Consider the following 24,842-nt stretch of genomic DNA (forward strand, 5'->3'; position numbering starts at 1 on the left):
ACTATTTATAATTAAAACTATTTCTTGTTTTGGTTAGCAGCTGCTGCCTTTTCTTCTGCAGTAATCTTTTTACGATTCCACCAGCATAAGCCAATAATTAGCACAATCCCAATTGCATACGCCGCAATTTTATAAGGTGCGATTTGAACAATTAACCAAGGATATGGGTTAGAACCATAATCAATACTTGAAATGAGGGATGAACCCTTTGGGATGGCAAAGTGGGCTGCACGGGCACACTTGGTTATTAATGGTGCCAAATTAGTCCCGATCCAAAGACCAATAATGACATTAATGGCCCCGATAATAAATGATCTAAAGAAATCTCCATGGGTGATTGAAACTATCAGTGGAAACATGAAGACAAAGCCGACCAATCCAATCGTTGGTAGAAACTGGTTGCCTGGCAAAATAAAGGCGAACAACAATGCTACTGGAATCATTAAAGTGGCACAGGCTAAGACGACTGGACTACCAATTCCGACAGCAGTGTCCATTCCAATGTAAATCTTTCTTTTACCGGCAAATTTTTTCTGGGTAAATGACTGAATTGCATCAGATACGGGAACAACTCCTTGCAAAAGCAAGGCAGCCATCTTTGGTGTAATAATCATCACCGCTGACAAAGTAACGCCCATTAACATAATTTTGCCCAACTTAGTTGCAATGGTCATCCCTGGAATAAAGCCATAAGCAAGAATGCCAATGATAATGCCGATAGCAAAACCCAGCAATGTAGGTTCACCCCATGAGCCAAATTTCTTATTGAAATCCTTGGCATCCATATGGATTTTATTGATACCCGGAATCTTATCAATTAACCAGTTAAAAACAACTGCAATTGGCACAAACGAACCAGCATAGCCGTGGGGAATGGAAATTCCCGGTAAGCCCAAGTATTTTTCCGATAATGGTGCAGTTCTGTCAGCAGTTACCATGATTACAATCATATTAACACTGGCTAAAAATAGACTAAGTACAATATCTTTGGTTAAGGCATAAACTAACGAGCCACTAAAGGCAAAATGCCAAAAATCCCAGATATCCACGTCAATGGTTGACGTAGTTTTCGTTACCAACATCAGAATGTTAATGGCAATTCCCAAGGGAATCATACTAACACCAACCGCGGTGCCGTATGCAATCGCTGAGGCTGATGGCCAACCGACATCAATTACCTGCAAGTTCAAATGCATTACTTGAATCATGTTTTTAATCGCAGGATTCATTACATCGGTCAAAATTGAAACGGTGGCGTTCAGACCGATAAAGCCAATGCCGACCATCAAACCACCACGTAACGCTTTAGTAAAAGGCACTCGCACGCAAAGTCCAAAGATTAACATAATTATTGGAATTAGGACCGTAGGCCCTAAGCCAACAATGTACATAATGAAATCAATTACCGGTTTCATAAATAATTCCTCCCAATCTTCTTACTTAATATATTCAGATACAGCTTCGTATAGTTTCTGCTGATCCGTCATTTTCTCTAACCGCTGTAAAAGTTCTTGGTCTTGAAACAATGCCATTAATTTTTGCAGTATTTTAACCTGACTATGCGGATTTTTTAGCGCCAGCATAACAATAATCTGAACATTGACCGTTTCGGCAGTAACCGCCATATTATGAAAGGCTACCGGTCTTGCCAGCGTCGCAAACGTAATTGCCGCCTCTTTAACATACTGAACATCAGTATGGGGAATCGCAACTGCAATCTTGCCACTTGGCAGACCTGTTGGATGAATCTGCTCGCGCTTAAGAACTGCTTGCTCGAAATCGACCTTAACCTTTCCTTGTTTTTTTAGCTGACCCGCCAGAAAATGAAGGGCTTCAGTAGCATTATTTACTTTAAGATGCGCAAAAACTAAATCTGAACTTAAAAGTTCCATTAATTCACCTCCATTCTTTAGGTCATTTCACCGTTAATTTAATCATTACCACTTTTCCGTGATAAGTCTCTGGTGCCAGTAAAATTCGGTGCAACTAATGCACTAGCAAAAGTTGGTGATAAATTACGTGCTTTTCTCAGACTATATTCAGACCATATTTAGAATAAATTTCGCCAAAATAAAAAATCACATCTAATTGATATGATTTTTCCCTATTATATTTATACTTGTTGCTAACCGTCTTTTTGGTAAAGTTGCACTTTTGTATTACAATTAAGCTAACCTAATTTACATAAAGGAGATCGTGATCATGAGGATTATTACAAGCAAAATCGCTAGATAAATTGTCACTAAAAGATTTAAACATAAAAAGAGGACTACATGATCGATAACACACCTCATAAAACCAAAGCTTATATTGCTGGCGTTAACTTAAATGACCCTAATTTTGATTACTATCTGGCTGAACTGGCTAACTTAGCAGAAGCAGCCAATATGGAAGTAGTTGGCCAATCACGGCAAAACCTGGAACATGTTGTTGCTGGCACCTACTTTGGTCTCGGTAAAATAAACGAAATTAAGGATATGGCCCGGAGCTTAAGGGCGAAAGTTCTTATTTTAAATGATGAATTAACTCCCGTCCAAATCCGTAATTTAGAAAAAATGACTAAGTTGCGGATTATTGATCGGACAGAATTAATCTTGGAGATCTTTTCAAGTCGGGCGCGAACCAAACAAGCTAAATTGCAAGTTCAGCTTGCAAGGCTAGAATACGAATTGCCACGTCTGCATCCATCAGAAAATAACCTTGACCAGCAACGCGGCGGTGGCTTTGCTAACCGTGGTGCCGGTGAATCAAAACTAGAATTAAACCGGCGGACAATCGGGAAGCAAATTGCCGTCATTAAAAAAGAGCTGAAGGAAATTGCGGGACAAGAAGAAATTAAGGCCAAAAGACGGAATCAAAACCATATTCCCAAGGTTGCCCTAGTTGGCTATACTAATGCCGGTAAATCAACGACGATGAACGGCTTACTAGCAGAATATACCAAGGAAAACGGCGAAAAGCAGGTTTTTGTTAAGGACATGCTTTTTGCAACCTTGGACACCAATGTCAGACGGATTGAGCTAAACAATAATTTTAGCTTTATCCTATCCGATACAGTCGGTTTTATTTCTAAATTGCCTCATAATCTGATTGAATCATTTAAGGCTACTTTACAAGAAGTTAAGGATGCCGATCTGCTAATTAACGTAGTTGATGCGTCAGATCCAAATATGATTCAAATGATTCGTACTACGCAAAATGTTCTAACTGAGATTGGCGTTAAAAATACTCCGATGATTACGGCTTACAATAAAGCAGATAAGTCTGAACGTCATTATCCGCAAATTGAAGGCAGCGGAATTTTATATTCAGCTATTGATCCAGAATCAATTAAATTGCTGGCCAATTTAATTACTAAACGAGTTTTTGCCAATTACCAACAAGTTAACTTGCTCTTGCCGTTATCGGCTGGCAAGCCGCTGGCCGACTTGCACGAAAATGCTCAAATTATTGCCGAGAATTATCGCGCAGACGGTGTTCATATTACCGCCAGACTAGCACCAGAAAAACAGCAACAGTTTCAAAATTATATAATCTAACTAAAAAAGGCTTTATTCTCAATTACTGCAAACAGTCATAATTAAGAAATAAAGTCTTTTTGTTTTTATATTTAACTAGTTAAAAATAGACTGCTCATTATCGTCAGTCTTTTTTATTTATTATTGAATTACACGCTTAGCAATGCACGGATAAAAGTAAGAACTAAGCGTTTGTAACACTACTCCCGTATCTGGCGTTGAGGCGTGGATATATTGATTATTGCCAATATAAATACCAACATGATACGGTGCATCAACTGAGCCCCAGTATAATAGGTCACCTGGCTGTAACTGATCCATGGCAACGGTCGTTCCAACCTTAACTTGATCAGTTGTCACACGTGGCAATTGAACACCTGCAACCTTGTTATAAATTGACTGGACCAGGCCCGAGCAATCATAATTATCAGGGCCATTACCACCCCAGGCATAACCTTTGCCCAATTGCGACTTAGCCAAATTAACAACGGCTTGCGCACGTTGAGCTGCACTACCTGTTGCGGCTGGGACTGTTGCAGTTGGCAACTTGCTTGGAGCCGGTTTTGGTGTCTTGTTATTACTTGTGGCACTAACTGGCTTAGGCGTTTCCTGCTTATTCGGTTTTGGTTTTGCGGCCTGAGCCTGATTCATTGGTTGCTTCTTTTGCTTTTTAACTTTCTTGGCCTTTTTCTTTGGCTTTGCGGCTATCTGCTCGGTTGCACCCTGATTGGCTGATTCTTCATCATCCAAATCCTCGGTATAGCGTGCCTCGATCCATTCGTTGTCGCCAATTTTATACCAAAGTTTACCCTTTTTATCGACTGCAGTTTCAGCAACATTCCACTTGCTCTTATTTTTAGCACGGAAATTAATCAGCTGGCCGCCTTGATAATTTGTCCAAATTTTTACCTCTTTACCTGGTAAATAGTTTATTTGAACACGTTTGACCGGAGCTTTTAGTGTTGCCGCATCTACCGTTTTTTGTGGTGCCACCACGGCAACGCCCGTTAACGTGAGAGCTGCCGCAAGACCCATTTTCAAAAAATTACGCTTCATCAAATTCAATCTCCTTTTGGTAGCTAGATGTGGTCATTAATTAGTACTCCACTTTATTTTAGACGCTTAAATTTATTTATCAAGTTACATCCATTAAAATAGGAATAAAAAAACACCTAGATAAATTTCTAAGTGCTTTTGCTTTAGTTATTTAATATTTTCTGCAACTAGTTGAGAACACGTTTGGCAACTGAAGGATAAAAATATGAACTAATACTGTCTTTAACAACACCTTGTGCAGGGGTTGCAGCATGAACATATTGATTATCGCCCACGTAAATGCCTACATGATAAGGAGAAGATGCAGAACCCCAGAACAATAAATCACCTGGTTTTAAGTTCTTAAGGGAAACAGTCTTTCCTTGTTTAATTTGTGAGTAAGTGGTGCGGGAAATTTCCTTACCGGCAGCCTTGCTGAAGACATATTGTGCTAAGCCTGAGCAATCAAATCCATTAGGCGTATTACCACCCCATGCATAAGCCTTGCCGACTTCTGCGTTAGCCAAATTAACAACTTTAGCAGCTTGTTTTGAAGAAGATGTAACATTTTTGCCGACCATACCTGCTTGGCTTGCTTTTTTAGCAGCATTGTCATCATTTGCATCTACCGTGTAACGGGCCTGAATCCATTGATTTTCACCAATTTCATACCAAGTTTTGCCCTTTGCATCAATTGCTGAACTGATAACATCAACAACTTCACCATGCTTAATTCTATTTCCTGTGAAGCTAGGATTATTATAATTGTCCCAAATGTTGATACCATAGCCAGGAACATAATTAATTTTAACTTTAGTAGTTGCAGCTGCAACTTGGTGAGCCGTGGAATTTGAATTAGTAGCGTTTGCAACCCCTAAGCCAGTAATGGTTAAAGCAGCTGCAGCAGTAAATTTTACCAAATTACTCTTAATCTTCAAAATCAAATTCCTCCCGTGTTACATCTTCAATAGTATTTACACATTTTTTATCTCATGATCTCTACATCACAAGTTTAATTTTACTCGTGTTATATTACAAAAATGTTACAGAAGTGATACCAGAAAATAAAAAAAAGCCCTTCCAGAACTGGCGTTTCTATATGGGACCTCTTAATGACTGTTTTACGTGTAAAAAGAAAATTAGTTGAGTTTAAGTAGAGAATAATTATTCAAGCACGCGCTTAGCGGCTGAAGGATAAAAGTAAGTACTGATTGATTGTTTTAACACACCTTGATCGGGAGTTGCGGCGTGAACATATTGATTACCACCGACATAAATACCAACGTGATATGGAGATGTAGCTGATCCCCAGAAAAGAAGATCACCCTTTTTCAATTTCTTCATTGAAACTCTTTTACCAAGTGTAACTTGTGAAAAAGTAGTACGTGGTAAAACTGTTCCACCCGCTGTTTTATAAACATATTGAACCAAGCCAGAGCAATCAAAAGCCGAAGGACCATTTGCACCATAAACGTAACCTTTGCCTACTTGCTTTTTAGCTAACTTAACAACAGCATTACGCTTCTTGGTTACTGAACTGGCATCAACATCAGTTGTAGTAGCTGCTGTAACTGTGGTTACAGTGGCAGCGCCAGTAAAAAATAATGATATAAATGCAACTAACTTGATTAAACTATGTCTGTGTCTCAAAACTAATCTCTTTCTCCTTATCAATATTTCTTTTTACTTTGACGAGCACAATTTTTTTGATTGCACTCAATTTGTACCTGACAATCTATATAGTACTCATCAAATGTTACACATTCATGTCAAATGAGCTACAAAACGTTAAGAATTTTTTTAAAAACACAGTCCAACCAGTAATAATGTTTAAGCGCTTAACAAACTACTTACGATATCATCAAGCTTTTTCTCGGTTTCATTCCAATTATCATTCACTATAATATGTGCATCTGCCTTTAGTTTTTCTGGTAAAGTATTCAATTCGCTACCACTCAAGCGCTCCGCAATCTTGGCGGGATCATCACCTCTTTTTATCAGCCGATCCTTAAGCTCTTTTTTCGAACTAGTCGTTACATATAAGAAATATACCTGCTGATTGATGGCTTTTAGATAAGAGGCTGCACCCTTGATATCAACAATTAATGACACTAACTGGTGCTTTTCCCACGCTTCTTCCAGTGCCTCTTTACTTGAGCCATACTGATAAGAACCATATTTGACATGCTCAAAGAAATGCAGCTTGTTAAAACTGGCATCACTTTCAAAATGGTAAGAGGTGTCTGGACTTTCTCCTTGGCGGATTGGTCTAGTAGTATGGGTCAAAACCCGCGGAATGTTGAACTTTTTGGTTAAATATTCAGAAATTGTTGTCTTACCAGCACCACTGGGGCCAGCAATTAAAATTAATTTTTGCAAAATCCAGGCTTCCTTTACTTGAAAACAGTTTACTTTTATAATAATATCTTTCTATTATAATTAAACACGGGGAAGAGAGGAAGTAAAAAACTAACCATGAAGAAAACTGAAGTAAAAATAGATGACATTCTTAGCGCAAAATCAGAAGAAGAACTTACTAAACCATTTCTAGGTAAAGTAGAAAAAATTTACGAAAATTCTGCCCTGTTGAAGATCATTGACTTTGATGAAGCTGACGAAACAGCTGTTAGCGACTTAAATGAAAAAATTGTTGTTAACTTCAAGAACTTGAAGGCCGCACCTAAACGTAAGATTAAGGAAATTCAAGCTAAGGCTAAAAGTGATGTCAAAGTGGAGAAAATTGCCAAAGCAAAAAAGACCACTGATGACGCTGACAAAGAATCCAAGTAAAAAGTTATTTTTTAAAAAGCAGTGAATAAAATTCACCGCTCTTTTTTTTTGCTTGGTTTTTGCCTAAAATTAAACTAATATCAATAATCATTAATGGAGAAAACAAGTGAAAGAAAAAGCAAGAACCATCTTATTCTGGTTTATTTTAATCCAACCTTTTTTAGACTTATATTGGTTTTATCATGGTACCCTGGCAACTATTTTGCCATTTACATTACCAACTATTATTCGCATTCTAGTAGTTGGTGTCCTGATTTGTCTCTTTTTCAGCCAGAAACAGTCCTGGAAAAAGTTGACAACCAAAAAATGGCTACTAGTTTATTTAGTCTTATTAACCATCTATTCAGCGCTACATTTAATTCATGTTCGTAATTTTACGAGTGTTAATCCCACTAACTACGGCTACTCAAGTAGTGGTGAACTCTTTTACTTAATTCGGATGGTTTTACCGTTAATCGTTCTCTTTTTAACTACTGAGCTCGATTTTGGTGAAAAACAGTTGCGCCAGGTAATTGAAGGCGTCTCTGGATTGTTTTCGGGGACAATCGTCGTGTCCAACCTATTTGTAATTTCACTCAAATCTTACGAAACGGGAACAATCAGTGCTAATATCTTTGCCTGGGTTTTTAATCCGAATATTGGCTACTCGCACATGGCTTCCAAGGGCTTTTTCAACTTTACCAATATGATTTCGGCCGTTTTATTCATGCTTGTCCCGCTAATGGTCTATTATTTATTCACTAACTTTAACTGGTTAACTATTACTCTTAATGTTGTCCAAGCATTGGCAATGATTGAAATAGGAACAAAAGTTGCCGCAATTGGCCTTTTAGGCGGCATCTTTATTAGTTTAGTACTATTTATTTTCCATAAATACGTGATTAAAGACGTGCAAAAAGGTGGTCGGCCGTTTTTGGTAGCCGGCTTAATTATGCTGGGCTCACTAGCAATTCTACCTTTTGGGCCAGCTATTCAGCGCTATAATTACGAAATTTATTTAGCCAAGCAATCTGATCACGACCTGAGTTCAGAAAAGCGGGAGTTAGCAGCGGGACTGAAGAAATATCCTACTGGTAAAAAGCGGGAAGACTTCTTACGTGCTTTTATTAAGCACAACTACCAAGCTTACGCCTTAAATCCCAAATTTGTTTTTCACAGTTACCCATATCAATACGATCCTGAATTTTGGTTAAAAATTATTAATCAGCCCGGGCAAGTCCGCATGGAGAACCGCTATCTTGAAAAGGCAATGCTTAATCAGGTGGTCAAAACTAACAATAATCGGCTGGATAAATATTTCGGCATTTCGTATACGCGCGAAAACAATATTTTTAACTTAGAGCGTGATTTCTCGGCACAGATTTATTCTCTTGGCTTCATTGGAATGATCTTGTTTGTGGGACCTTATCTTGCCACAATTTTATACGGGGCTTATAAGTGGCTACGTTTTAAATATGCCCGAACCTACTTAGTCAGTTCGCTTCTTGCATCCAGTTGTTTTATCCTATTGGCAGCTTTTTCATCTGGCAATGTCATCGACTTTTTAACTGCAAGCTTGATTCTCGCCTTTATTCAAGGCAATTTATTAATTCAGGTACGAAAACCAAAACAAAAATATCTTTAATACCATAATTAGGCAGATTACAATAATAAGACTTTTGCTATTTTTAACTTTAATTAGTTTTAAACAGCCCGAATGGTCGACTTACCTTATTTCAAACTCAATATTGCGCTTTCAAATTAGATATATTAAATTTAATTTAGCATGTTATTTTTAATTACTGCTACTTCTAATATTTATATAAAGATTTGGAGGAGAAACAAGCTAATATGGAAGATATAACTAAGAGAATGGTCGACAAAAGTATAGAAGCTTTCATTATGGGAATAGAAATATATAATAAACCAACAATTAAATATCGAATTGAAGGGTTTAGCTTTTTCATCTGTAATGCTTGGGAATTAATGCTTAAAGCTAGAATGCTAAAGCAACAGAAAAGTATTTATTATAAAGATAAATCTGATCGCACCCTCAGTCTAAATGAAGTCTTAAAACAAGTTTATCCTGACAAAAATACCAAGATAAGACTAAATCTTGAGAAAATAATCGAATTAAGAAACATTAGCACTCATTACATCACAGAAGATTATGAGGTTAAATATGCTCCTCTTTTTCAGGCTTGCGTTCTAAACTTTATCAAACAAATTATGCGTTTTCACAAAGTTGATATAACTAAATATATTTCCCAGAACTTCTTAACAATCGCTACCAGTTATGAACCATTAACAAATGGTCAAATAAGATTAAAATATCCACCTGAAATTGCAGAGAAATTCATTCAGAAGGGAAATGAAATTGATGTTTTAAGTAAAGAGTATAATTCTGATAAGTTTTCAATTGATGTTAAGCAAAGCCTTCACATTACAAAAAGAAAATCTGAAGCAGATTTCACTATTGCAATTGATAAAAACTCAAAAAATCATGCATCTATCATTAAGGATTTTAAAGATCCGTCAGATACACATAAGTACTCATATAAAAGTGTAATTACTGCAGTACAAGAAAGATTAAAAAAAGAAAAAATAGTATTATCATATGAAAAGGGATTTAATTCCTATGTTTTAAATTTAGTGATTGATTTTTATCATATAAAAATCGATAAGAAATATGCATATCAGCACGTAATCGGAAATCAGCATAGCTACACATACTCAGAACAATTTATCGAATTCATAGTAAACGAGATTAAAAAAGATCCTAAAAATTATGTAGCTAGTCTTAAAAAAGGCAATAAAAAAAGATAACCCCAGGCACATAGGAATGCTCAATGCGCTTTTCGTGCATCTACCCCATTTCGGGACCCAGCGTTCATCCTTCACAAGTTATCTATGTTATGTTTATCCTAAATCTATTTATTGAAAAAGTAAACATTTTTGTAACAGCTTAAACAATTTTAATAAAAAATTATTTCTGATAAACCAAAGAGTATCTTGAATCACAAGATACTCTTTTAATTTAAAACTTTAAATTAAGTTTCGTAACACTGTTCAGTATTAACAATAAAATTAAGTGTTGCAGACTAGCCATTTATTTTATTCCTTAGAGCTAGATGACCATTTAAACTGTGCAGGTCCAATTGTCGTTCTTTAAGCTTATTTTTCTTTGATGAACGAAGCATCTGGAATTCGAATTAAATAATATTGCGTAGCTGTGTGACCAGCATGCAGGCCAAGCCCGTTTTGCCAAACCTTTTTATACGTCGCCGTATAAGTTGCAACATAAGCACGCTGATATTTACGGTCCATTTTCTTAAGCTGGCTCTTTTGGTATGGTATCCGCGAAGCATTTAAGTCTAACGGACTTTTACCATATGCCACTGTAGCAAAGTCACTCGAAACTTGCGCCTTGCGCCCAGCACGATAATAGGTATAAGTTTGCGTACTAATTTTTTTCTTCTTTGAATTAATCGTCACATAACTTGAATTACCCGAACCCGTATTCATTACTAACGGTTGATACGTAATTTTTGAGCTAATCACGCTTTTATCCTCTAAGTCCGGGTTATCAAGCATTGTCTTATTAAAGAGCCAAACAATGCCGACTAAAAAAACTGCTACTTCGAGCAGATCAATCAAAAAATTAGTCCAGCTAAACTTCTGGTGCTTCTTAATAATCATCGTAATCCGACGCTTACGAATATTTTGAATAATAAAAATGAAATATAAAATGGCAATAACCCACAATAAGATGCCCAGTAGATTCCAGCTAAACATAACTTCCTCCTGTAATAGTCTTCATTATATTGTAAAAAGCCCTGCTTGAATAGTGCAAAAAAGGTTAATTGCTTATTAAAAGTAATGTGCTTACTTTTTTGCTTTAGCTTTAGTCGTCGTCTTTTTGACCGTTTTTTTGGCGGCTACTTTTTTAGTTGTCGTCTTTTTAGCGGCCGGCTTTTTAGTCTTCGCTACAGGTTCAGGCTTCTTGTATTCACGCACCTGGCTTAATTTTGCCATAATTGCTTCTACCAGTTTATCAATTACCTCATCTTCATTTTGAGTAATTTCCTCTTCATTTGCAATTTGATCAATGCGAAAATTAGAGGCATTCAAAAACTCCGACTGCGTTTCAAAGTAAACAAATACCGGATAGTCTTTTTCTTCCTCAAAGAAATTGGCAATTTTTTTATAATTGCTGTATGGCAAGTTGATAATATTGTTTTCTAAGACGAACGTGACCGGTCTTTGCCCCGTCACTTCAAGTGCAACATGGCTTAAGGAATTATGCTTGATCGCTGCCGCAGTTTCTTTAATCATTTTAGTCGCCAGGCTTTTAACCTTGGTCTTGGACTTGCTAATATCTGCGTATTTGACAGTTTCTAAATCCTGTAAGTAGTCCTGTTGTTCAATTTTAGTAGTTAAATCAGTTAAGTTAATCTTCAAAATAAAAAAATCCTTTTATAAATTAGTTATCAGTCTTCTATACGATACTCAAATTCAGCGCCAAAAACAATTTATTTTTATTTCTTTTAAAATTATTTTTAAAGAACATTCGTTTTAAAAAAACAGGTGTTAAGGTAATCCGAATTGTCCGTTTTTACTAAAACATACTTGTTTTATCGACTTTGTGAAGTGATATAAAATAACAAAAATGCCCCTAAATTTGTCAAAAAGCACAATATTTAATTATCAATACGAAAACATCATTATAGCCACTTTACAAGCGTTTTCACAAAGAATAGAATGACATTGAAACTAAAAAATTTTTTACTAAATTTTTCAAACTGAAAGGTAGACAAATATGTCAGATAAAGTTTACACAGATTATTTCTATAACTCAGATGATTTTGATAAAAATCATGGTATGGGCTATAAAGAACTTCACATCCCTGAAGGCGTTGAAGCTCAACCATTAATTGTTCCACCAGTCCTAGAGCCCGATAAACAAGAATACAACGATGTTTGGTACACCATTGAATCTCAAGAAGGCGACTTCCAATTTTTACCTGGGAAAAAGACTCATACTTGGGGCTACAACTTCCCTGTTTTAGGTAAGACGATGGTCTTGACCAAGGGTCAACATGTTCACGTAACTTTGAAGAACAGCTTGCCTGAATTAACTACTTACCACTGGCATGGTATGGAAGTTTCAGGTCCTGGTAACGATGGTGCTTGTCACTCACCTGTATACCCAGGAGAAGAAAAGCACATTGACTTCACAGTTCATCAACCAGCTGCTCTTACTTGGCTTCACGCTCACCCATGTCCATCAACTGCTGCACAAGTTTGGATGGGACTCGCAATGGGTGTTGTTGTAACTGATGCCAACGAAGCACAATTACCAATTCCTAAGACTTATGGTAAAGATGAATTCCCAATCATTTTGCAAGACCGGATTTTCCACGAAGATAACCAATTTGATTACAAGGCAGATTACAATGCAATGGGTATCTTTGGTGACACACCAGTTATTAACGGTGTTGTTCGTCCTTACGTAGATGTTACTACCCAAAAAGTTCGGTTGATTTTCTTAGGTGGATCTAACCGGCGTGAATGGCGTCTGCACTTCAGCGACGACTTGGTTATGACTCAAATCGGTGGGGATGATTCATTCTTAGAGCATCCAGTTAAGATGACTAAGGTTTTAATCGGACCAGGTGAGCGTCAACAAGTTGTGGTTGACTTCAGTAACTACAAGGAAGGCGACGTTGTTAACCTTTACACTGATGACTTTAAGTTGGTTGAATTCAGAATTCACAAGTATGAAAAAGATGACAGTGTAATTCCTGACACCTTATTCAAACCATATGATCCTGTTGTTAACCCTAATTCACCAGTTCCTCACGTAACAATGGACAACCACAACATGATTAACGGCAAGCTATTCTCCATGCAAAGAATTGACATGAAGCAAGAGTTAATGACCGCTGAATACTGGGATGTAACTAACACTAATGATAAGGTTAACGGTATGCTCCACCCATTCCATATTCACGGTGCACACTTCCTTGTTGTTTCACGTAACGGTAAGGACCCATATCCAAACGAGCAAGGTGTCTACAAAGATACTGTTGAAGTTGCCCCACAAGAAACTGTTCGTTTGAAGGTTTACTTCCAAAACACAGGTGTGTTCATGTACCACTGCCACATTATCGAACACGAAGATGCTGGTATGATGGCGCAAATCCAAATCGTTGATCCTAAGGATCCAGACAAGAAGTATGACTTAATGGACATGGAAACTTTGACTAAGGCATTTGCTGAAGAAAAAGGTATTCCAATGGACGAAGTATACTGCCCAGGAATGGATGTTGAAGGTATGGACGTTAAGGGTGAAGATCACTCAATGGACGCACTTTCCGGCGCTAGCCACCATTAATTAAAACTTAAACTTAAACAAAGTAAAAAATCGCTCAAGTAAGAGCGGTTTTTTCTTTTACCTGCTTTAGCTTAAGCAAATCACTAAAAATCAGTTAAATTTAGAGACATTGTGAAAAACAGCTTTGCTTTTATTCTATAGCCTATGTTTAAATAGCATTATGAAAAAGAATAGAAGCAAGAACCTAGTGTTCCTGTTGCTCGGCGTATTTCTTTTAGGATTAGCCTTTGCAGTCTTTAACTCAAATGATTTCAAGGACAAATACGACTGGGTAACATTAAAGTCAACCCAAAAATTGGATGTACCACTAGAAAATCAGTATCCTGAGTTGCCTAACGGCTGTGAAGTTACTTCCTTGTCAATGCTGCTGCAATATTATGGCATCAAAGTAACTAAACTTGATCTATCAGAAAATATTAAGCATGTTGCTTCTTTTTCCAGCGACGGACAGTTTCGGGGTAATCCCCATGTGGGGTTTGTTGGTTATATGAGCCAAGCAAACGCCGGCTGGTGTGTTTATAACGAGCCACTTGAACAAGTAGCCCGCAAATACACTAACCGCATTCAGAATTTCTCAGGACACGACTTCATCCAAGTCATGAAATTGGTATCTGATGGTCATCCGGTTTTGATTATCACAACACTCAAGTTCAATCATGTCAACGACATGCAAACTTGGCAGACGAAAGAAGGAGAAGTAAACGTCACTCCTTCATCACATGCCTGCGTAATTACTGGTTACAGCAAGAAAAAACACCAAGTTCTGGTTAACGACCCATTTGGTCATAAAAACAAAGTGGTTTCTTGGCACAACCTGGAGAGAAGCTATAATCAGCAAGGTAAACAGGCGCTATATCTTAATTAAGTCAGCTATTTTACAAGATAGCGGCTTTTTTAGTGCGCAAAAAAAGCAGATTCACTTAAGAATCTGCTTTTTCCAAATCGAGGCTCGTTAAAAAACAAGTGACTACTTCTGTTCACATCAGGTTAGTCAACAGCCAACACTTCCCGTGTCTGCCAGCTAAGGCGGACGTCCTCATCCAAATACGCATCTCGCGTTTTTGTCGACTCGTATTACTTATTATACGTACTTTTATTCTGCTTGTAAAATTTTTTTATTCTGAAAAAGATTTCTACAAACATGCTTGATAGTAACATCCCTAAGGCGATTGAGCCTGTAACGATAATCACACGTAAAGCCGAGTCACTTGCCCCGTTAATATTACCGGCGGTTAACTCACGCACAGCCTGGTATGCGGGAACTCCCGGTACTAAAGGGACAATGGCCGGGATATAAAAGACAGTTGCCGGACACTTTTTTATTCGGGCAAAGACAATTCCTAAAATGCCAATCGCAAATGAACCCAGCAGATTAGACAATAGCCGGCCCATTGAGGCCTCCATCGCTAACCAGTAAATAATCCAGCTAATGACCCCACTAATTCCCGCCAGATTAAGCACGCGGCGCGGAACATTAATAGTTAGGGCAAAGCCTGCTGAGGCAAGATAGGCAAAAATGATGTTAATAATTAATTCTAACCAAAATGGCATTTTATGCTCCTAAAAACTTCAAAATAATCCCAACGCCGCCGCCAAGGGCAAAGGCGGTTAACATTGCTTCACAAATCTTGCCCATTCCTGATAACAAGTCGCCCTTAAACAAGTCACGCAAGGCATTAGTTAATGCTAAGCCTGGGACCAATGGCATCAAAGCCCCGGTAAGAATATTATCAATAATCATTGCGGGAAAGAGACGAACTAGCCCCACCGTGACAATCGTCATAATCATTGCTGCCACCAATTCAGCTAAATATTTGACTTTCGTAAAGCGTTTAAAATAATAAAACGAAACAAAACCGATAGCACCAACTACTGCCGCAGCCGGAAAATCAACCCAATCATAGTTGTCCATAAACATTACCATTAGCGTTGCACTTAAAATGCCGGCGCCAATTGTTTGTAACCATAATGGAAAAACTGGAAACCCACCGTGAGCGATTTTAAATACTTGGCTTTTAACTTGGCGTAAGGTAATTTCACGCGCTGCAAAAGCCCGTGACAGCGAATTAATCCGATCAACCAACTCTAGGTTAATATTCCGCTCATGAACCAAAATGCTTTGGCAATAGTTGCCGTGATCGATGCTCATAAAGATCCCTGTTGGCATTACAAACACCCGCGGATCCGGCTCGCCAGCGCTTTTAGCAATGCGCACCATCGTGTCTTCGACCCGGTACATCTCACTGCCGCCTTCAATCATTAACTGGCCTGCTGTCAGGCAAGTATCAAGCAATTCTTGGTAAAATAATTTATCTTTCTGTCCAGGCATAATTTCCTCAAAGTTTATTCATTGTCTCAATATCAATTGTTTTATCAACCCAGTCACCTTGGAAAAAGTCGCGCTCGTGGCTAACGATAATTACGCTGCCGGGAAACTTAACAATTGCTTGCCGCAACGCATCTTTTGAATCACGGTCAAGGTGATTGGTTGGCTCATCAAGAAAGAGTAAATTGGCCGGCTCAAACTGCATTTTAGCCAATTTCACTTTTTCCTGTTCGCCCCCGGATAATTTTTTCAAAGGACTCATCGCCTGCTGGGCGGTCACACCCAACCGAGCCAAGGCGCCACGCAGTTCCTTAGGCTTAATGCGTTCAAAGATTTCTTGCAAGTATTGCAGCGGCGTCATATTTTGGTTAGGCCAAGCTAAGTCCTGCTTAAAGTAGGCAATTTTGGCGGTTTCAGATAAAGCAAATGTCCCAAAAATCGGTTCAATCTGTCCCAGCAATGTTTTTAGCAAAGTCGTTTTACCAATGCCGTTAAAACCAGTAATTGCCACTTTTTCATTGCCACCAACCGAGAAATTAAAGGCTTCTTTTACCAAAGCGTGGTCATATCCGATTACCAAGTCTTGCGTCTGCAATAACAAGTTGGCAGCCGTTGCCACATAAGGAAATTCAAAATGCGGTTTGTGATTGCCCTTAGGTGGAGCTAAAACATCCATTCTGGCAAGTTGCCGCTCACGTGACTTAGCACTCTTAGAGCGCGTTCCCGCCTTATTTTTCCGAATATATGCTTCTTCCTTAGCAATCTTGCGTTGCTGATTAGTGTAAGCCTTCAGATAAGTTTCTCGATTGGCTTCTTTTTGCCGCATTGCCTGCTTAAGAGTTCCAGTATAACGGGTAATTGTGCCAACATCAATATCAATAATACAGTTCGCTATTTTGCCCAAGAAATCATAGTCATGACTAACTACTATAAAAGCGCCGGTAAAGTCATTTAGGTAACCGACCAGCCAGTCAATATGGGAAACATCCAAATAGTTAGTTGGCTCATCCAGCAGCAATACATCAGGACTTTGTAATAATAATTTGGCTAAAATAATTTTTGATCTTTGTCCACCGGACAATTGGCTGACGTCATGGTCATAACCCAATTCTGCTAGCCCCAGTCCCGAGGCAACTCGTTCAATTTCCGTATCTATGCCGTAAAAGTTATTCTCTTCCAGGTATGTTTGCAATTTCCCCGCCCTTTCGAGCAGTTCTGCGTCGCCCTTTTCCGCATATTGATTGTAAAGGGCGCTTAACTCATGTTCTTTTTGGTATAGCGGTGCAAATGCTGTCCGCAGAAATTCACGAATCGTAACACCTGGAGCTAACTTAGCGTATTGGTCAAGGTAACCTACTGTTACCCGATTTTGCCATTTTACTTGACCTTCATCCGGTAACATCTCACCAGTCAAAATCTTAATTAAGGTTGATTTACCAACCCCATTTTGACCAGTGACTCCCATATGATCTTCCTTATTAAGAACAAAATTGCCATTCTCATACAAAGTTTTATCCACGAAACTTTGTCCTAAATTCTTAACTTGCAGTAAACTCATTTTACATCTCCCTCAAATTAATTATCTGTCTGCCAGTATCCAAGCAAGTTGCCTTTTTGCTCATCATCCTAAATTGCTAATGCGCGCAATCAAAAAGGCGGGCGTTTTGCCCACCTTTTTACTTTCTTTCTTGTTCATATTTTTGCAAGGCTTCCAATATTTTAGGCCAATAACGCTTAGGCAAAATTAATTGCAATTTATCGTGATAAATTGGAAAATCACTTGCTTTCATTCCGGTAATTTCAGCCAAATCTTGATCAGATAACTTATATTCACGCGCAATCCGTTTAATTTCAACAGAAGCGAGCCCCCGAAACCATGAAAGAGCAAAGAAAAATAAGGCAAAAACACTAGCGGCCAAAATAGCGGCCGGTAAAGTCCAGTGAAATGTGCGCAAGCAAATAGCCGACGCGGCAATAAAGGCAACAAGTGCTGAAATTACGCCATAAATAACTGCGAATACTGATTGCCCACGCATATTTTTTTGCCTCCTTTGCTATCAATAACTACTGACCAGTTGAATTGTCATCACTGGTATCCGTTCCAGTTGAATTATTTTCTGATTCATCTGTCACGACTGAATGATAAATTTGGTAATTAGTAAAGGGATTAGGATCCTTCCACTTAATATTATTATTCTGCTCATTTAACTTATTGAGCTTAGTTTCATCATTATCCAATACTTTCTTTTCCAAGTCAAGATTGGTCCGGATTTTGTCAGATGCCTTCTGCAGTTCCGCGGTCGAAACGACTTGGATCGATGATCCATTAATCCACGCATCGTGTCCTTGAATATAACCGCTATCGATATTTTGCGAACAGCCACGATATGTCAATGCCAAAGCCAACATATCATTGAATGTCAGGTTGGTCCGAACATACTTGGTAAAGATTTTTACTAAATTACGGTAATTAGCAATTGAATCAACCGAGATTGCTTTGTGGACAACCGCGTTAATTACTTGCCGCTGACGCATTTGCCGCCCATAATCTCCGCGGGGATCATCGTGACGCATCCGAACATAAGCAACTGCATGCCGACCATTTAAATGCTGTTTTCCCTTATGAAAATCACACCAGTCATAAGAAAAGTCAAACGGTACGTTAACATCGACACCGCCAACAGCATTAACGAGACTTTTGAGTGCCTTCATATTCACTTCGACATAATAATTAATCGGAACATCCAGTAATGCGGAAACAGTTCGCATCGACGCCTTGCTTCCGCCTATTCCATAGGCAGAATTGACCCGAAACATGTTGTACTTATCTCCCGGATCGCCTAGAATATTAGCCAAGGTATCACGCGGAATCGAGGTCATTGTTGCCTTATTTTTACCAGGATTAGCGGTAGCCAAAATTAACGTATCTGAATTTCCCCTATCATGACGACCCTCAAGTCCTTGATCAACGCCAAGAATTAAAATTGAAATTGGTTTTCTCTGGGCAATTAACGCAGAAGTAGCAGAATTGCCACTTTGACCATCAATTGCACTGTGTAAAGCGAAATACATGTGAGCAGCCCATGCCAGGCCGCAGCTTACGCATAAAACGAGTACAATACCGCAAACTCGGGCAAAAAGATTGCCTTTTAGTGCCCCAGTCGGAGCCGCTAAAACATGATTACGGTGAAGATTAAGGGAAGAGCGCTTTTTACGGTAATCTTCTCTCCGTTTTGAATTTGGTTCCATACCTTGATTCAATTCCTTCCATAATTATCCATGTTTATTTGTATCACTTTCAAACTTGAATTAGAATATTAACAAATATAATTAATAATATCTTATTTTTTAGTTTTTAGCATAATTATTATTAAGCATATAAAAATAAAAGGAGAACTGTTAATGGCTATTCCCAAAAGAAATGAAGTCCCTGAAGAACTAAAGTGGGATCTAACCCGGATCTTTAAAACGGATAAAGACTGGGAAATCGCATACAATCAAGTTAAAAATGATGTTCAGAGTCTAAGTAATTTAAAGGAAAAATTCACTGAATCAGGGCATAAATTATATGAAGGTTTAAACAAGATTTTGACTGTTAGTCGGAATTTAGAAAAGGTTTATGTCTATGCAACCATGTCTAGCGATATCGACACCAGTAATGCCCACTATCTCGGATATGTGGCCCAAGTGCAGGCACTTACCAGTCAGTTCGAAGCGGCCATTGCTTTCCTCAATCCCGCAATTCTCCAAGTTCCCGAAGAAAAAATGGCACAGTTTAAGAGTGAAGAGCCACGACTAAATGACTACGCCCACATGCTGGAACAGATCACACGTAAAAGGCCGCACACGCTATCAGCCCAGGAAGAACGACTAATTGCCGATGCTGGCGATGCACTGAGTACTTCCGAAAACACCTATAATGTGTTAACCAATTCCGACATGGAATACGGTTATGTACAAAATGAAGATGGCGAAATGGTGCAATTGTCCGACGGCCTCTATTCCCTACTCATTCAGTCCCAAGACCGGGAAGTTCGTCAAAACGCTTTTGATGTTATGTATGCAACTTATGATCAATTTAAAAACTCACTTGCTTCTACCCTTTCTGGTGAAGTTAAGGAACATAACTATAACGCGCGGGTTCACCACTATGATTCGGCTAAAAATGCTGCATTAGATGAAAATGGTATCCCCACAATTGTGTATGATACTTTAATTACTGAGGTTGACCAACACCTTGATTTACTACACGAATACGTAAATTTGCGAAAGCAAATCTTGGGCTTAAACGACTTACAAATGTGGGACATGTATGTTCCTTTAACCGGTAAGCCATCATTGAGCTATACTTTTGCGGAAGCCAAGAAGGAAGCTAAAAAAGCTTTGCGCCCTCTTGGTGAAGACTATTTGAAGCAAGTCGATTACATCTTTAATAATCGGGTAATTGACGTAGTTGAATCACAGAATAAGGCAACAGGAGCATATTCCGGTGGCTCTTATGATACAGATGCTTATGAGCTACTCAATTGGGAAAATAATGTTGACTCCCTCTATACGCTAGTACACGAAACTGGTCACTCTGTCCACAGCATGTACACAAGACAGACACAGCCATACGTTTATGGTGATTACCCAATTTTTGTTGCCGAAATTGCCTCTACAACTAACGAAAACATTTTAACTGAATATTTCTTAGATCATATCACTGATCCCAAGACACGGGCATTTGTCCTTAATTATTACCTTGATTCATTTAAAGGTACGTTATACCGGCAAACGCAGTTTGCAGAATTTGAGCAATTTATTCATGAAATGGATGCCAAGGGCGAACCTTTGACAGCTGACCAGTTAGATGACTTTTATGGTGAACTAAATCAGCGCTATTACGGGGACGCGGTAGAACCAGGTGGTGAAATTGCCAAAGAATGGGCACGGATTCCGCACTTCTACTATAACTTCTACGTTTACCAATATGCTACGGGTTTTGCGGCTGCTACTGCTCTTGCCAATAACGTGGTTCACGGCAGCAGCGACCAAAAAGAGGCCTACCTCAATTTCTTAAAATCCGGTTCAAGCGATTACCCGGTCGAAATTATGAAACGGGCGGGCGTTGACATGACTAAGCCTGACTATCTGGAAGAAGCTTTCACAACTTTTGCACAACGCTTAACTGAATTTAAAACAATTGTGACAAAAAATCTTAAATAACCCTTGAAATTTTGCCATGTAAATAATATAACAAATATGGAAATAAAATTTCTCACATCAAAAAACCACTTCTTTGAATAAGAAGTGGTTTTTCTATAGTTAAAATTATTGGTATTCGGTCCAAAAGCGTTTGGCTAAAGCTTGGTATAATTGACATCCCAATAAATAGTCATCTACTGCAACATATTCATTTGGTTGATGATCGGTTGTCCCCGCTGCTGGTCCTAAAATAATGATTGGAAAAGTGCCAGCTTGAATATATTCAGATGAATCCGTTGCACCTGTTCCCGCCGTATACTCGCACGGCAAATTAAATTCTTGGTTAACAACCTGTTTGGCTAATCTTGCCAGTTTCGTATTTTCTTGGTTAGGCAGCGGCACTTCAGGAAAGCTATAGCTAATTTCTAGCTGCGCACCCTGCTCATTTAATTGCGCTACAATCTGTTCTAATTCTTGGTATATCTGCTCATTAGGATAAACCGGTGTTGTCCTGATATTGCCTGAAAGCCAAGCATGATCAGGAACCGAGTTAATCTGACTGCCACCTTGAATCTGACTGATTACATGGGTCAAAGAGCCCAAGACTGGATCCTTTTTTGTATGACTAGCCATTAAGTCCTGTGCCTTTTGGGCAAAAGCAATCAGCGGCATAATCGCATTTTGACCTTTTTCTGGTGTCGATGAATGGACACAAACTCCCTTTGAAGTCACGTAATAATCGATTACGCCTTTATGAGTTACCCGGATATTAAAGTGCGAGGGTTCACCAACAATTAGGCCAACTAAATCTTTAGCATAGCCTTCTTTGACTAATTGCGCTGCCCCGTATTCGCCGGTTTCCTCCCCAACAGAAGCTAATAAGCGAATTCGGCCAGGCAGTTCTTGCCCACTGTCTAACAAATCAAGCATTGCAACCACCATTGCCGCAAGGCCGGATTTCATATCGCTTGCGCCCCGACCATAGAGCTTGCCATCTTTAATTGTCGCTTCAAACGGCGGAAACTGCCAATTTGCCAAATCACCAGCTGACACAACATCCTCATGCCCGGAAAAGCCGAGCAATGGACCATGATTTCCCATTGTCACAACTAAATTGTCTCGTCCGGGTGCATAAGTGACACGTTCAATGTTAACAGGATAATTTTTAAATAAGTTCGTCAGATAATCAGCAACTAGACTTTCATGATCATTGGCCGAATCAATCGCGATTAAATCGCTCAGAATTCTAAGTGCACGTTTTTTATCCACAATTTTATCCTCTTTTTATGCTTCTAGTACTTTTGCCAAAAATTCCTGCGCCCGCTTGGTCTTTGGTTGGGCAAAAAATTCTTGTGGTGCCGCCTTTTCTTGTACATAGCCGTCTGCCATGAACCAAACTTCATCGGCAACGTTTTTGGCAAAGCCCATCTCGTGAGTGACCACCACCATGGTCATCCCTTTTTGCGCTAAATCTTGCATTACTTTCAATACTTCGCCGACCATTTCTGGATCAAGAGCCGAAGTTGGTTCATCAAACAGCATCACTTCTGGATCCATAGCTAATGCCCGTGCAATCGCCACCCGCTGCTGCTGACCACCAGATAAGCTTGCTGGAAATGCTTCAGCTTTATCTTCCAGCCCAACTTGTTTGAGCAGTTCAATGCCCTTAGCCGTTGCTTCCTCATCGCTAAGCTTTTTGACTTTCATTGGCGCCAATTTGATATTTTCAATAATATTCATATGTGGAAATAAGTTGAATTGTTGAAAAACCATTCCCATTTTTTCACGTAAAGTATCTAGTTGATCCTCACTTAAGGCGGTTAGTTCCTGCCCGTTAAACAGTACTTTGCCGGAAGTCGGCTCGTCTAAAAGATTAAGACAGCGCAAAAAGGTACTTTTTCCCGCACCACTTGGACCAACCAAGCAGATCACCTGGCCATCATCAACTTCTGCGTTGATATCCTTTAAAACTTCATTATGACCGAATGTCTTTTTCAAATGTTCTACTTCAATAACTGGGGCCTTGTTAGTCATGATTCATTTTCCTTTCAAATACTTTCATCAAGCTGGACAGGCCAAAGGTGATGATAAAGTACAAAATCATTGTAATTACTAATGGCATGACTCCACGATAGGTATCAGCCTGAACAATTCTTGACTGGTAAATCAGGTCTTTAACACCAATAACAGAAACAATTGAACTTTCCTTAATCAAGGAAACGAACTCGTTTCCCAGAGCAGGCCAAATATTTTTCATAGCCTGCGGCATAATTACATAGCGCATCGTTGCCGAGCGTGACAGTCCTAATGAACGTGAGGCTTCTGTCTGTCCTGTCGCAATTGAATTTATTCCTGACCGAATAACTTCCGCAACGTAAGCCGCCGAGTTCAGTGAAACAGCAATGATTCCTGACAAAAGTGCCGGAATATTGACTACTAAACCTAGGCCAAAATAGATAAAGAGCAGTTGGACCATTAAAGGCGTTCCCCGCACAAATTCAATATATGCCGTTGCAATTGAATGAGCAATTTCATTATGGCTTAACCGCATTAAAGCCAAAATTGCTCCTAGTAAAAAGCCAAAAATGACTGAGATTGCTGAAATAAACAGGGTATAGCCAACACCAGCAATAAAGAAGTCTTTATATGCCCACATTGAGTTCGAAGCCTTAGCCTCTTTTTTAGTTTTTCCACCTGCTAGGTATTTACCGGCTTTTGGTAAATAAACCTTGTTAATCAAATCCTTCTTTTTAATCTCAGCAATCGATTTATTTGCCGCTTTGACTAAACTTGTAGCACCTTTATGAAAAGCTACGGCAGAACCATCAGAAGTTATCTTTAATCCTGAAGGAATCGCCATGATGCCATCCGTATTTTTGGCAAAAGCAGCTGCAGTGGCGGTATCAACTGCCACCGCATCGAACTTATTGGTTTTCAAAGCTAAGATAAGATCACTGTCTTTATCCATCGTTTTCAGTTTGGTCTGTTTTGCTTGCTCCTTAATCAGAGTTGCCTGCAAACTGCCAGTCTGAGCACCGATTGCCTTGCCTTTAAAAGAACGGAAGTCATGGTACTTATCTTTATCAGCCTTTCTAATCAGTAAATCTTGTCCACTTCTGTAATAAGCCGTACTAAAATCTACACTCTGAGCCCGCTTAGGTGTTGCGGTCATCCCAGAAATGACCATATCGATCTTGCCAGTTTCCAGGGCAACAAGTAAGGAATCAAAATCCATTGTCCGAACAACTAATTTGACCCCTAAATCGTGGGCAATTTTCTGCCCAACCTCAATGTCCATCCCGACTACCTTAGACTTGCCATTAATATTTTTGACAAATTCATAGGGAGGAAAGTCTGGACTGGTTCCCATAACCAGCTCGCCCTTATTTTTTACTTTTTTCAGGTAAGTATCCGTTATTTTAGTGGTTTGAGTGTCTTTGGCAGCTACTGTTTTTTGTGGCACCAAGGCCAACAACATGAACGCTGCGAGGACTATTTCAAGCCATTTCCACGCCTTTTTCATAACTTTTCCTCCATTATCAGCTTTTACATTATAGCAATTATAATAATATAAATATTAAATTACAACGTCATATTTGACTTTTTTTCT

General features: G+C 38.9%; 23 protein-coding genes. 7 read left to right on the plus strand and 16 right to left on the minus strand.

The window, feature by feature from the left end:
* Positions 1 to 17: 17 nt before the first annotated feature.
* Together GYM71_RS08865 and GYM71_RS08870 are read right to left on the minus strand one after the other, a co-directional pair.
* Complete coding sequence (locus GYM71_RS08865; protein WP_220220190.1) at positions 18 to 1,415, minus strand: PTS galactitol transporter subunit IIC; 1,398 nt, start codon at positions 1,413 to 1,415, stop codon at positions 18 to 20.
* Between the two features lie 21 nt (positions 1,416 to 1,436).
* Positions 1,437 to 1,892, minus strand: a complete 456-nt coding sequence (locus tag GYM71_RS08870; protein WP_220220191.1) for a PTS sugar transporter subunit IIA — start codon at positions 1,890 to 1,892, stop codon at positions 1,437 to 1,439.
* Between the two features lie 381 nt (positions 1,893 to 2,273).
* Between GYM71_RS08870 and hflX the strand changes: the two genes are divergently transcribed.
* Complete coding sequence (hflX, locus tag GYM71_RS08875) at positions 2,274 to 3,539, plus strand: GTPase HflX (RefSeq protein WP_220220192.1); 1,266 nt, start codon at positions 2,274 to 2,276, stop codon at positions 3,537 to 3,539.
* 120 nt (positions 3,540 to 3,659) lie between these two features.
* On the opposite strand, the gene GYM71_RS08880 is transcribed toward hflX, so the two are convergent.
* From GYM71_RS08880 to GYM71_RS08895, 4 genes are all read right to left on the minus strand, one after another.
* Positions 3,660 to 4,574 carry a C40 family peptidase gene (locus GYM71_RS08880; protein ID WP_220220193.1) on the minus strand — a complete coding sequence of 305 codons (915 nt, stop codon included), beginning with the start codon at positions 4,572 to 4,574 and terminating at the stop codon, positions 3,660 to 3,662.
* Positions 4,575 to 4,741: 167 nt separating this feature from the next.
* Complete coding sequence (locus GYM71_RS08885) at positions 4,742 to 5,491, minus strand: C40 family peptidase (protein WP_220220194.1); 750 nt, start codon at positions 5,489 to 5,491, stop codon at positions 4,742 to 4,744.
* A 226-nt stretch (positions 5,492 to 5,717) separates the two neighbouring features.
* Entirely contained in the window at positions 5,718 to 6,203 is a 486-nt protein-coding gene (locus GYM71_RS08890; RefSeq protein WP_103752942.1) for a C40 family peptidase, read from the minus strand.
* Positions 6,204 to 6,383: 180 nt separating this feature from the next.
* Positions 6,384 to 6,932, minus strand: coding sequence for a guanylate kinase (locus tag GYM71_RS08895; RefSeq protein WP_103752943.1), 549 nt, complete (start codon positions 6,930 to 6,932; stop codon positions 6,384 to 6,386).
* A 96-nt stretch (positions 6,933 to 7,028) separates the two neighbouring features.
* Between GYM71_RS08895 and GYM71_RS08900 the strand changes: the two genes are divergently transcribed.
* The 3 genes from GYM71_RS08900 (at position 7,029) to GYM71_RS08910 (ending at position 10,148) form a co-directional block, all read left to right on the plus strand.
* Positions 7,029 to 7,343 (plus strand): DUF2187 domain-containing protein, encoded by a 315-nt coding sequence (locus tag GYM71_RS08900; protein WP_103752944.1) that lies wholly within the window; start codon positions 7,029 to 7,031, stop codon positions 7,341 to 7,343.
* A gap of 106 nt (positions 7,344 to 7,449) precedes the next feature.
* Complete coding sequence (locus tag GYM71_RS08905) at positions 7,450 to 8,967, plus strand: O-antigen ligase family protein (RefSeq protein WP_220220195.1); 1,518 nt, start codon at positions 7,450 to 7,452, stop codon at positions 8,965 to 8,967.
* A 206-nt stretch (positions 8,968 to 9,173) separates the two neighbouring features.
* Complete coding sequence (locus tag GYM71_RS08910) at positions 9,174 to 10,148, plus strand: DUF3644 domain-containing protein (RefSeq protein WP_220220196.1); 975 nt, start codon at positions 9,174 to 9,176, stop codon at positions 10,146 to 10,148.
* Between the two features lie 348 nt (positions 10,149 to 10,496).
* Here the strand turns inward: GYM71_RS08910 and GYM71_RS08915 are convergent, their stop codons facing one another.
* Entirely contained in the window at positions 10,497 to 11,117 is a 621-nt protein-coding gene (locus GYM71_RS08915; protein WP_220220197.1) for an LVIS_2131 family protein, read from the minus strand.
* 90 nt (positions 11,118 to 11,207) lie between these two features.
* On the minus strand, positions 11,208 to 11,783 hold the full coding sequence (locus GYM71_RS08920; RefSeq protein ID WP_220220198.1) for a hypothetical protein: 576 nt from the start codon (positions 11,781 to 11,783) through the stop codon (positions 11,208 to 11,210).
* A gap of 358 nt (positions 11,784 to 12,141) precedes the next feature.
* Between GYM71_RS08920 and GYM71_RS08925 the strand changes: the two genes are divergently transcribed.
* Together GYM71_RS08925 and GYM71_RS08930 are read left to right on the plus strand one after the other, a co-directional pair.
* Positions 12,142 to 13,719 carry a multicopper oxidase family protein gene (locus GYM71_RS08925; RefSeq protein ID WP_103752949.1) on the plus strand — a complete coding sequence of 526 codons (1,578 nt, stop codon included), beginning with the start codon at positions 12,142 to 12,144 and terminating at the stop codon, positions 13,717 to 13,719.
* 160 nt (positions 13,720 to 13,879) lie between these two features.
* Positions 13,880 to 14,584 carry a C39 family peptidase gene (locus GYM71_RS08930; RefSeq protein ID WP_220220199.1) on the plus strand — a complete coding sequence of 235 codons (705 nt, stop codon included), beginning with the start codon at positions 13,880 to 13,882 and terminating at the stop codon, positions 14,582 to 14,584.
* Between the two features lie 209 nt (positions 14,585 to 14,793).
* Here the strand turns inward: GYM71_RS08930 and GYM71_RS08935 are convergent, their stop codons facing one another.
* The 5 genes from GYM71_RS08935 to GYM71_RS08955 all read right to left on the minus strand — a co-directional run bounded on the left by GYM71_RS08935 (position 14,794) and on the right by GYM71_RS08955 (position 19,294).
* Complete coding sequence (locus tag GYM71_RS08935; protein ID WP_103752951.1) at positions 14,794 to 15,270, minus strand: threonine/serine exporter family protein; 477 nt, start codon at positions 15,268 to 15,270, stop codon at positions 14,794 to 14,796.
* A 1-nt stretch (position 15,271) separates the two neighbouring features.
* Complete coding sequence (locus GYM71_RS08940) at positions 15,272 to 16,048, minus strand: threonine/serine exporter family protein (protein WP_103752952.1); 777 nt, start codon at positions 16,046 to 16,048, stop codon at positions 15,272 to 15,274.
* Positions 16,049 to 16,055: 7 nt separating this feature from the next.
* Positions 16,056 to 17,603: an ABC-F family ATP-binding cassette domain-containing protein gene (locus GYM71_RS08945; RefSeq protein ID WP_103752953.1), complete on the minus strand. Its 1,548-nt coding sequence runs from the start codon at positions 17,601 to 17,603 to the stop codon at positions 16,056 to 16,058.
* 118 nt (positions 17,604 to 17,721) lie between these two features.
* Positions 17,722 to 18,081: a hypothetical protein gene (locus GYM71_RS08950; RefSeq protein WP_220220200.1), complete on the minus strand. Its 360-nt coding sequence runs from the start codon at positions 18,079 to 18,081 to the stop codon at positions 17,722 to 17,724.
* A 28-nt stretch (positions 18,082 to 18,109) separates the two neighbouring features.
* Entirely contained in the window at positions 18,110 to 19,294 is a 1,185-nt protein-coding gene (locus GYM71_RS08955; RefSeq protein WP_220220201.1) for an LCP family glycopolymer transferase, read from the minus strand.
* A 153-nt stretch (positions 19,295 to 19,447) separates the two neighbouring features.
* Between GYM71_RS08955 and pepF the strand changes: the two genes are divergently transcribed.
* Positions 19,448 to 21,253, plus strand: a complete 1,806-nt coding sequence (gene pepF / locus GYM71_RS08960; RefSeq protein ID WP_220220202.1) for an oligoendopeptidase F — start codon at positions 19,448 to 19,450, stop codon at positions 21,251 to 21,253.
* Positions 21,254 to 21,358: 105 nt separating this feature from the next.
* Here the strand turns inward: pepF and GYM71_RS08965 are convergent, their stop codons facing one another.
* From GYM71_RS08965 to GYM71_RS08975, 3 genes are read right to left on the minus strand one after another with little or no spacing between them, the layout of a single operon-like run.
* The gene (locus tag GYM71_RS08965; RefSeq protein WP_220220203.1) at positions 21,359 to 22,501 is read right to left on the minus strand and encodes an ArgE/DapE family deacylase; all 1,143 of its coding nucleotides are present in this window, start codon (positions 22,499 to 22,501) and stop codon (positions 21,359 to 21,361) included.
* 15 nt (positions 22,502 to 22,516) lie between these two features.
* Positions 22,517 to 23,266, minus strand: a complete 750-nt coding sequence (locus tag GYM71_RS08970; RefSeq protein WP_220220204.1) for an amino acid ABC transporter ATP-binding protein — start codon at positions 23,264 to 23,266, stop codon at positions 22,517 to 22,519.
* Positions 23,259 to 24,755, minus strand: coding sequence for an ABC transporter substrate-binding protein/permease (locus GYM71_RS08975; RefSeq protein WP_220220205.1), 1,497 nt, complete (start codon positions 24,753 to 24,755; stop codon positions 23,259 to 23,261). The genes GYM71_RS08970 and GYM71_RS08975 overlap by 8 nt, the downstream gene beginning before the upstream one ends.
* Between the last annotated feature and the right edge of the window lie 87 nt (positions 24,756 to 24,842).

The sequence above is a fragment of the Lactobacillus panisapium genome (assembly GCF_019469265.1).
GTDB lineage: Bacteria > Bacillota > Bacilli > Lactobacillales > Lactobacillaceae > Lactobacillus > Lactobacillus panisapium.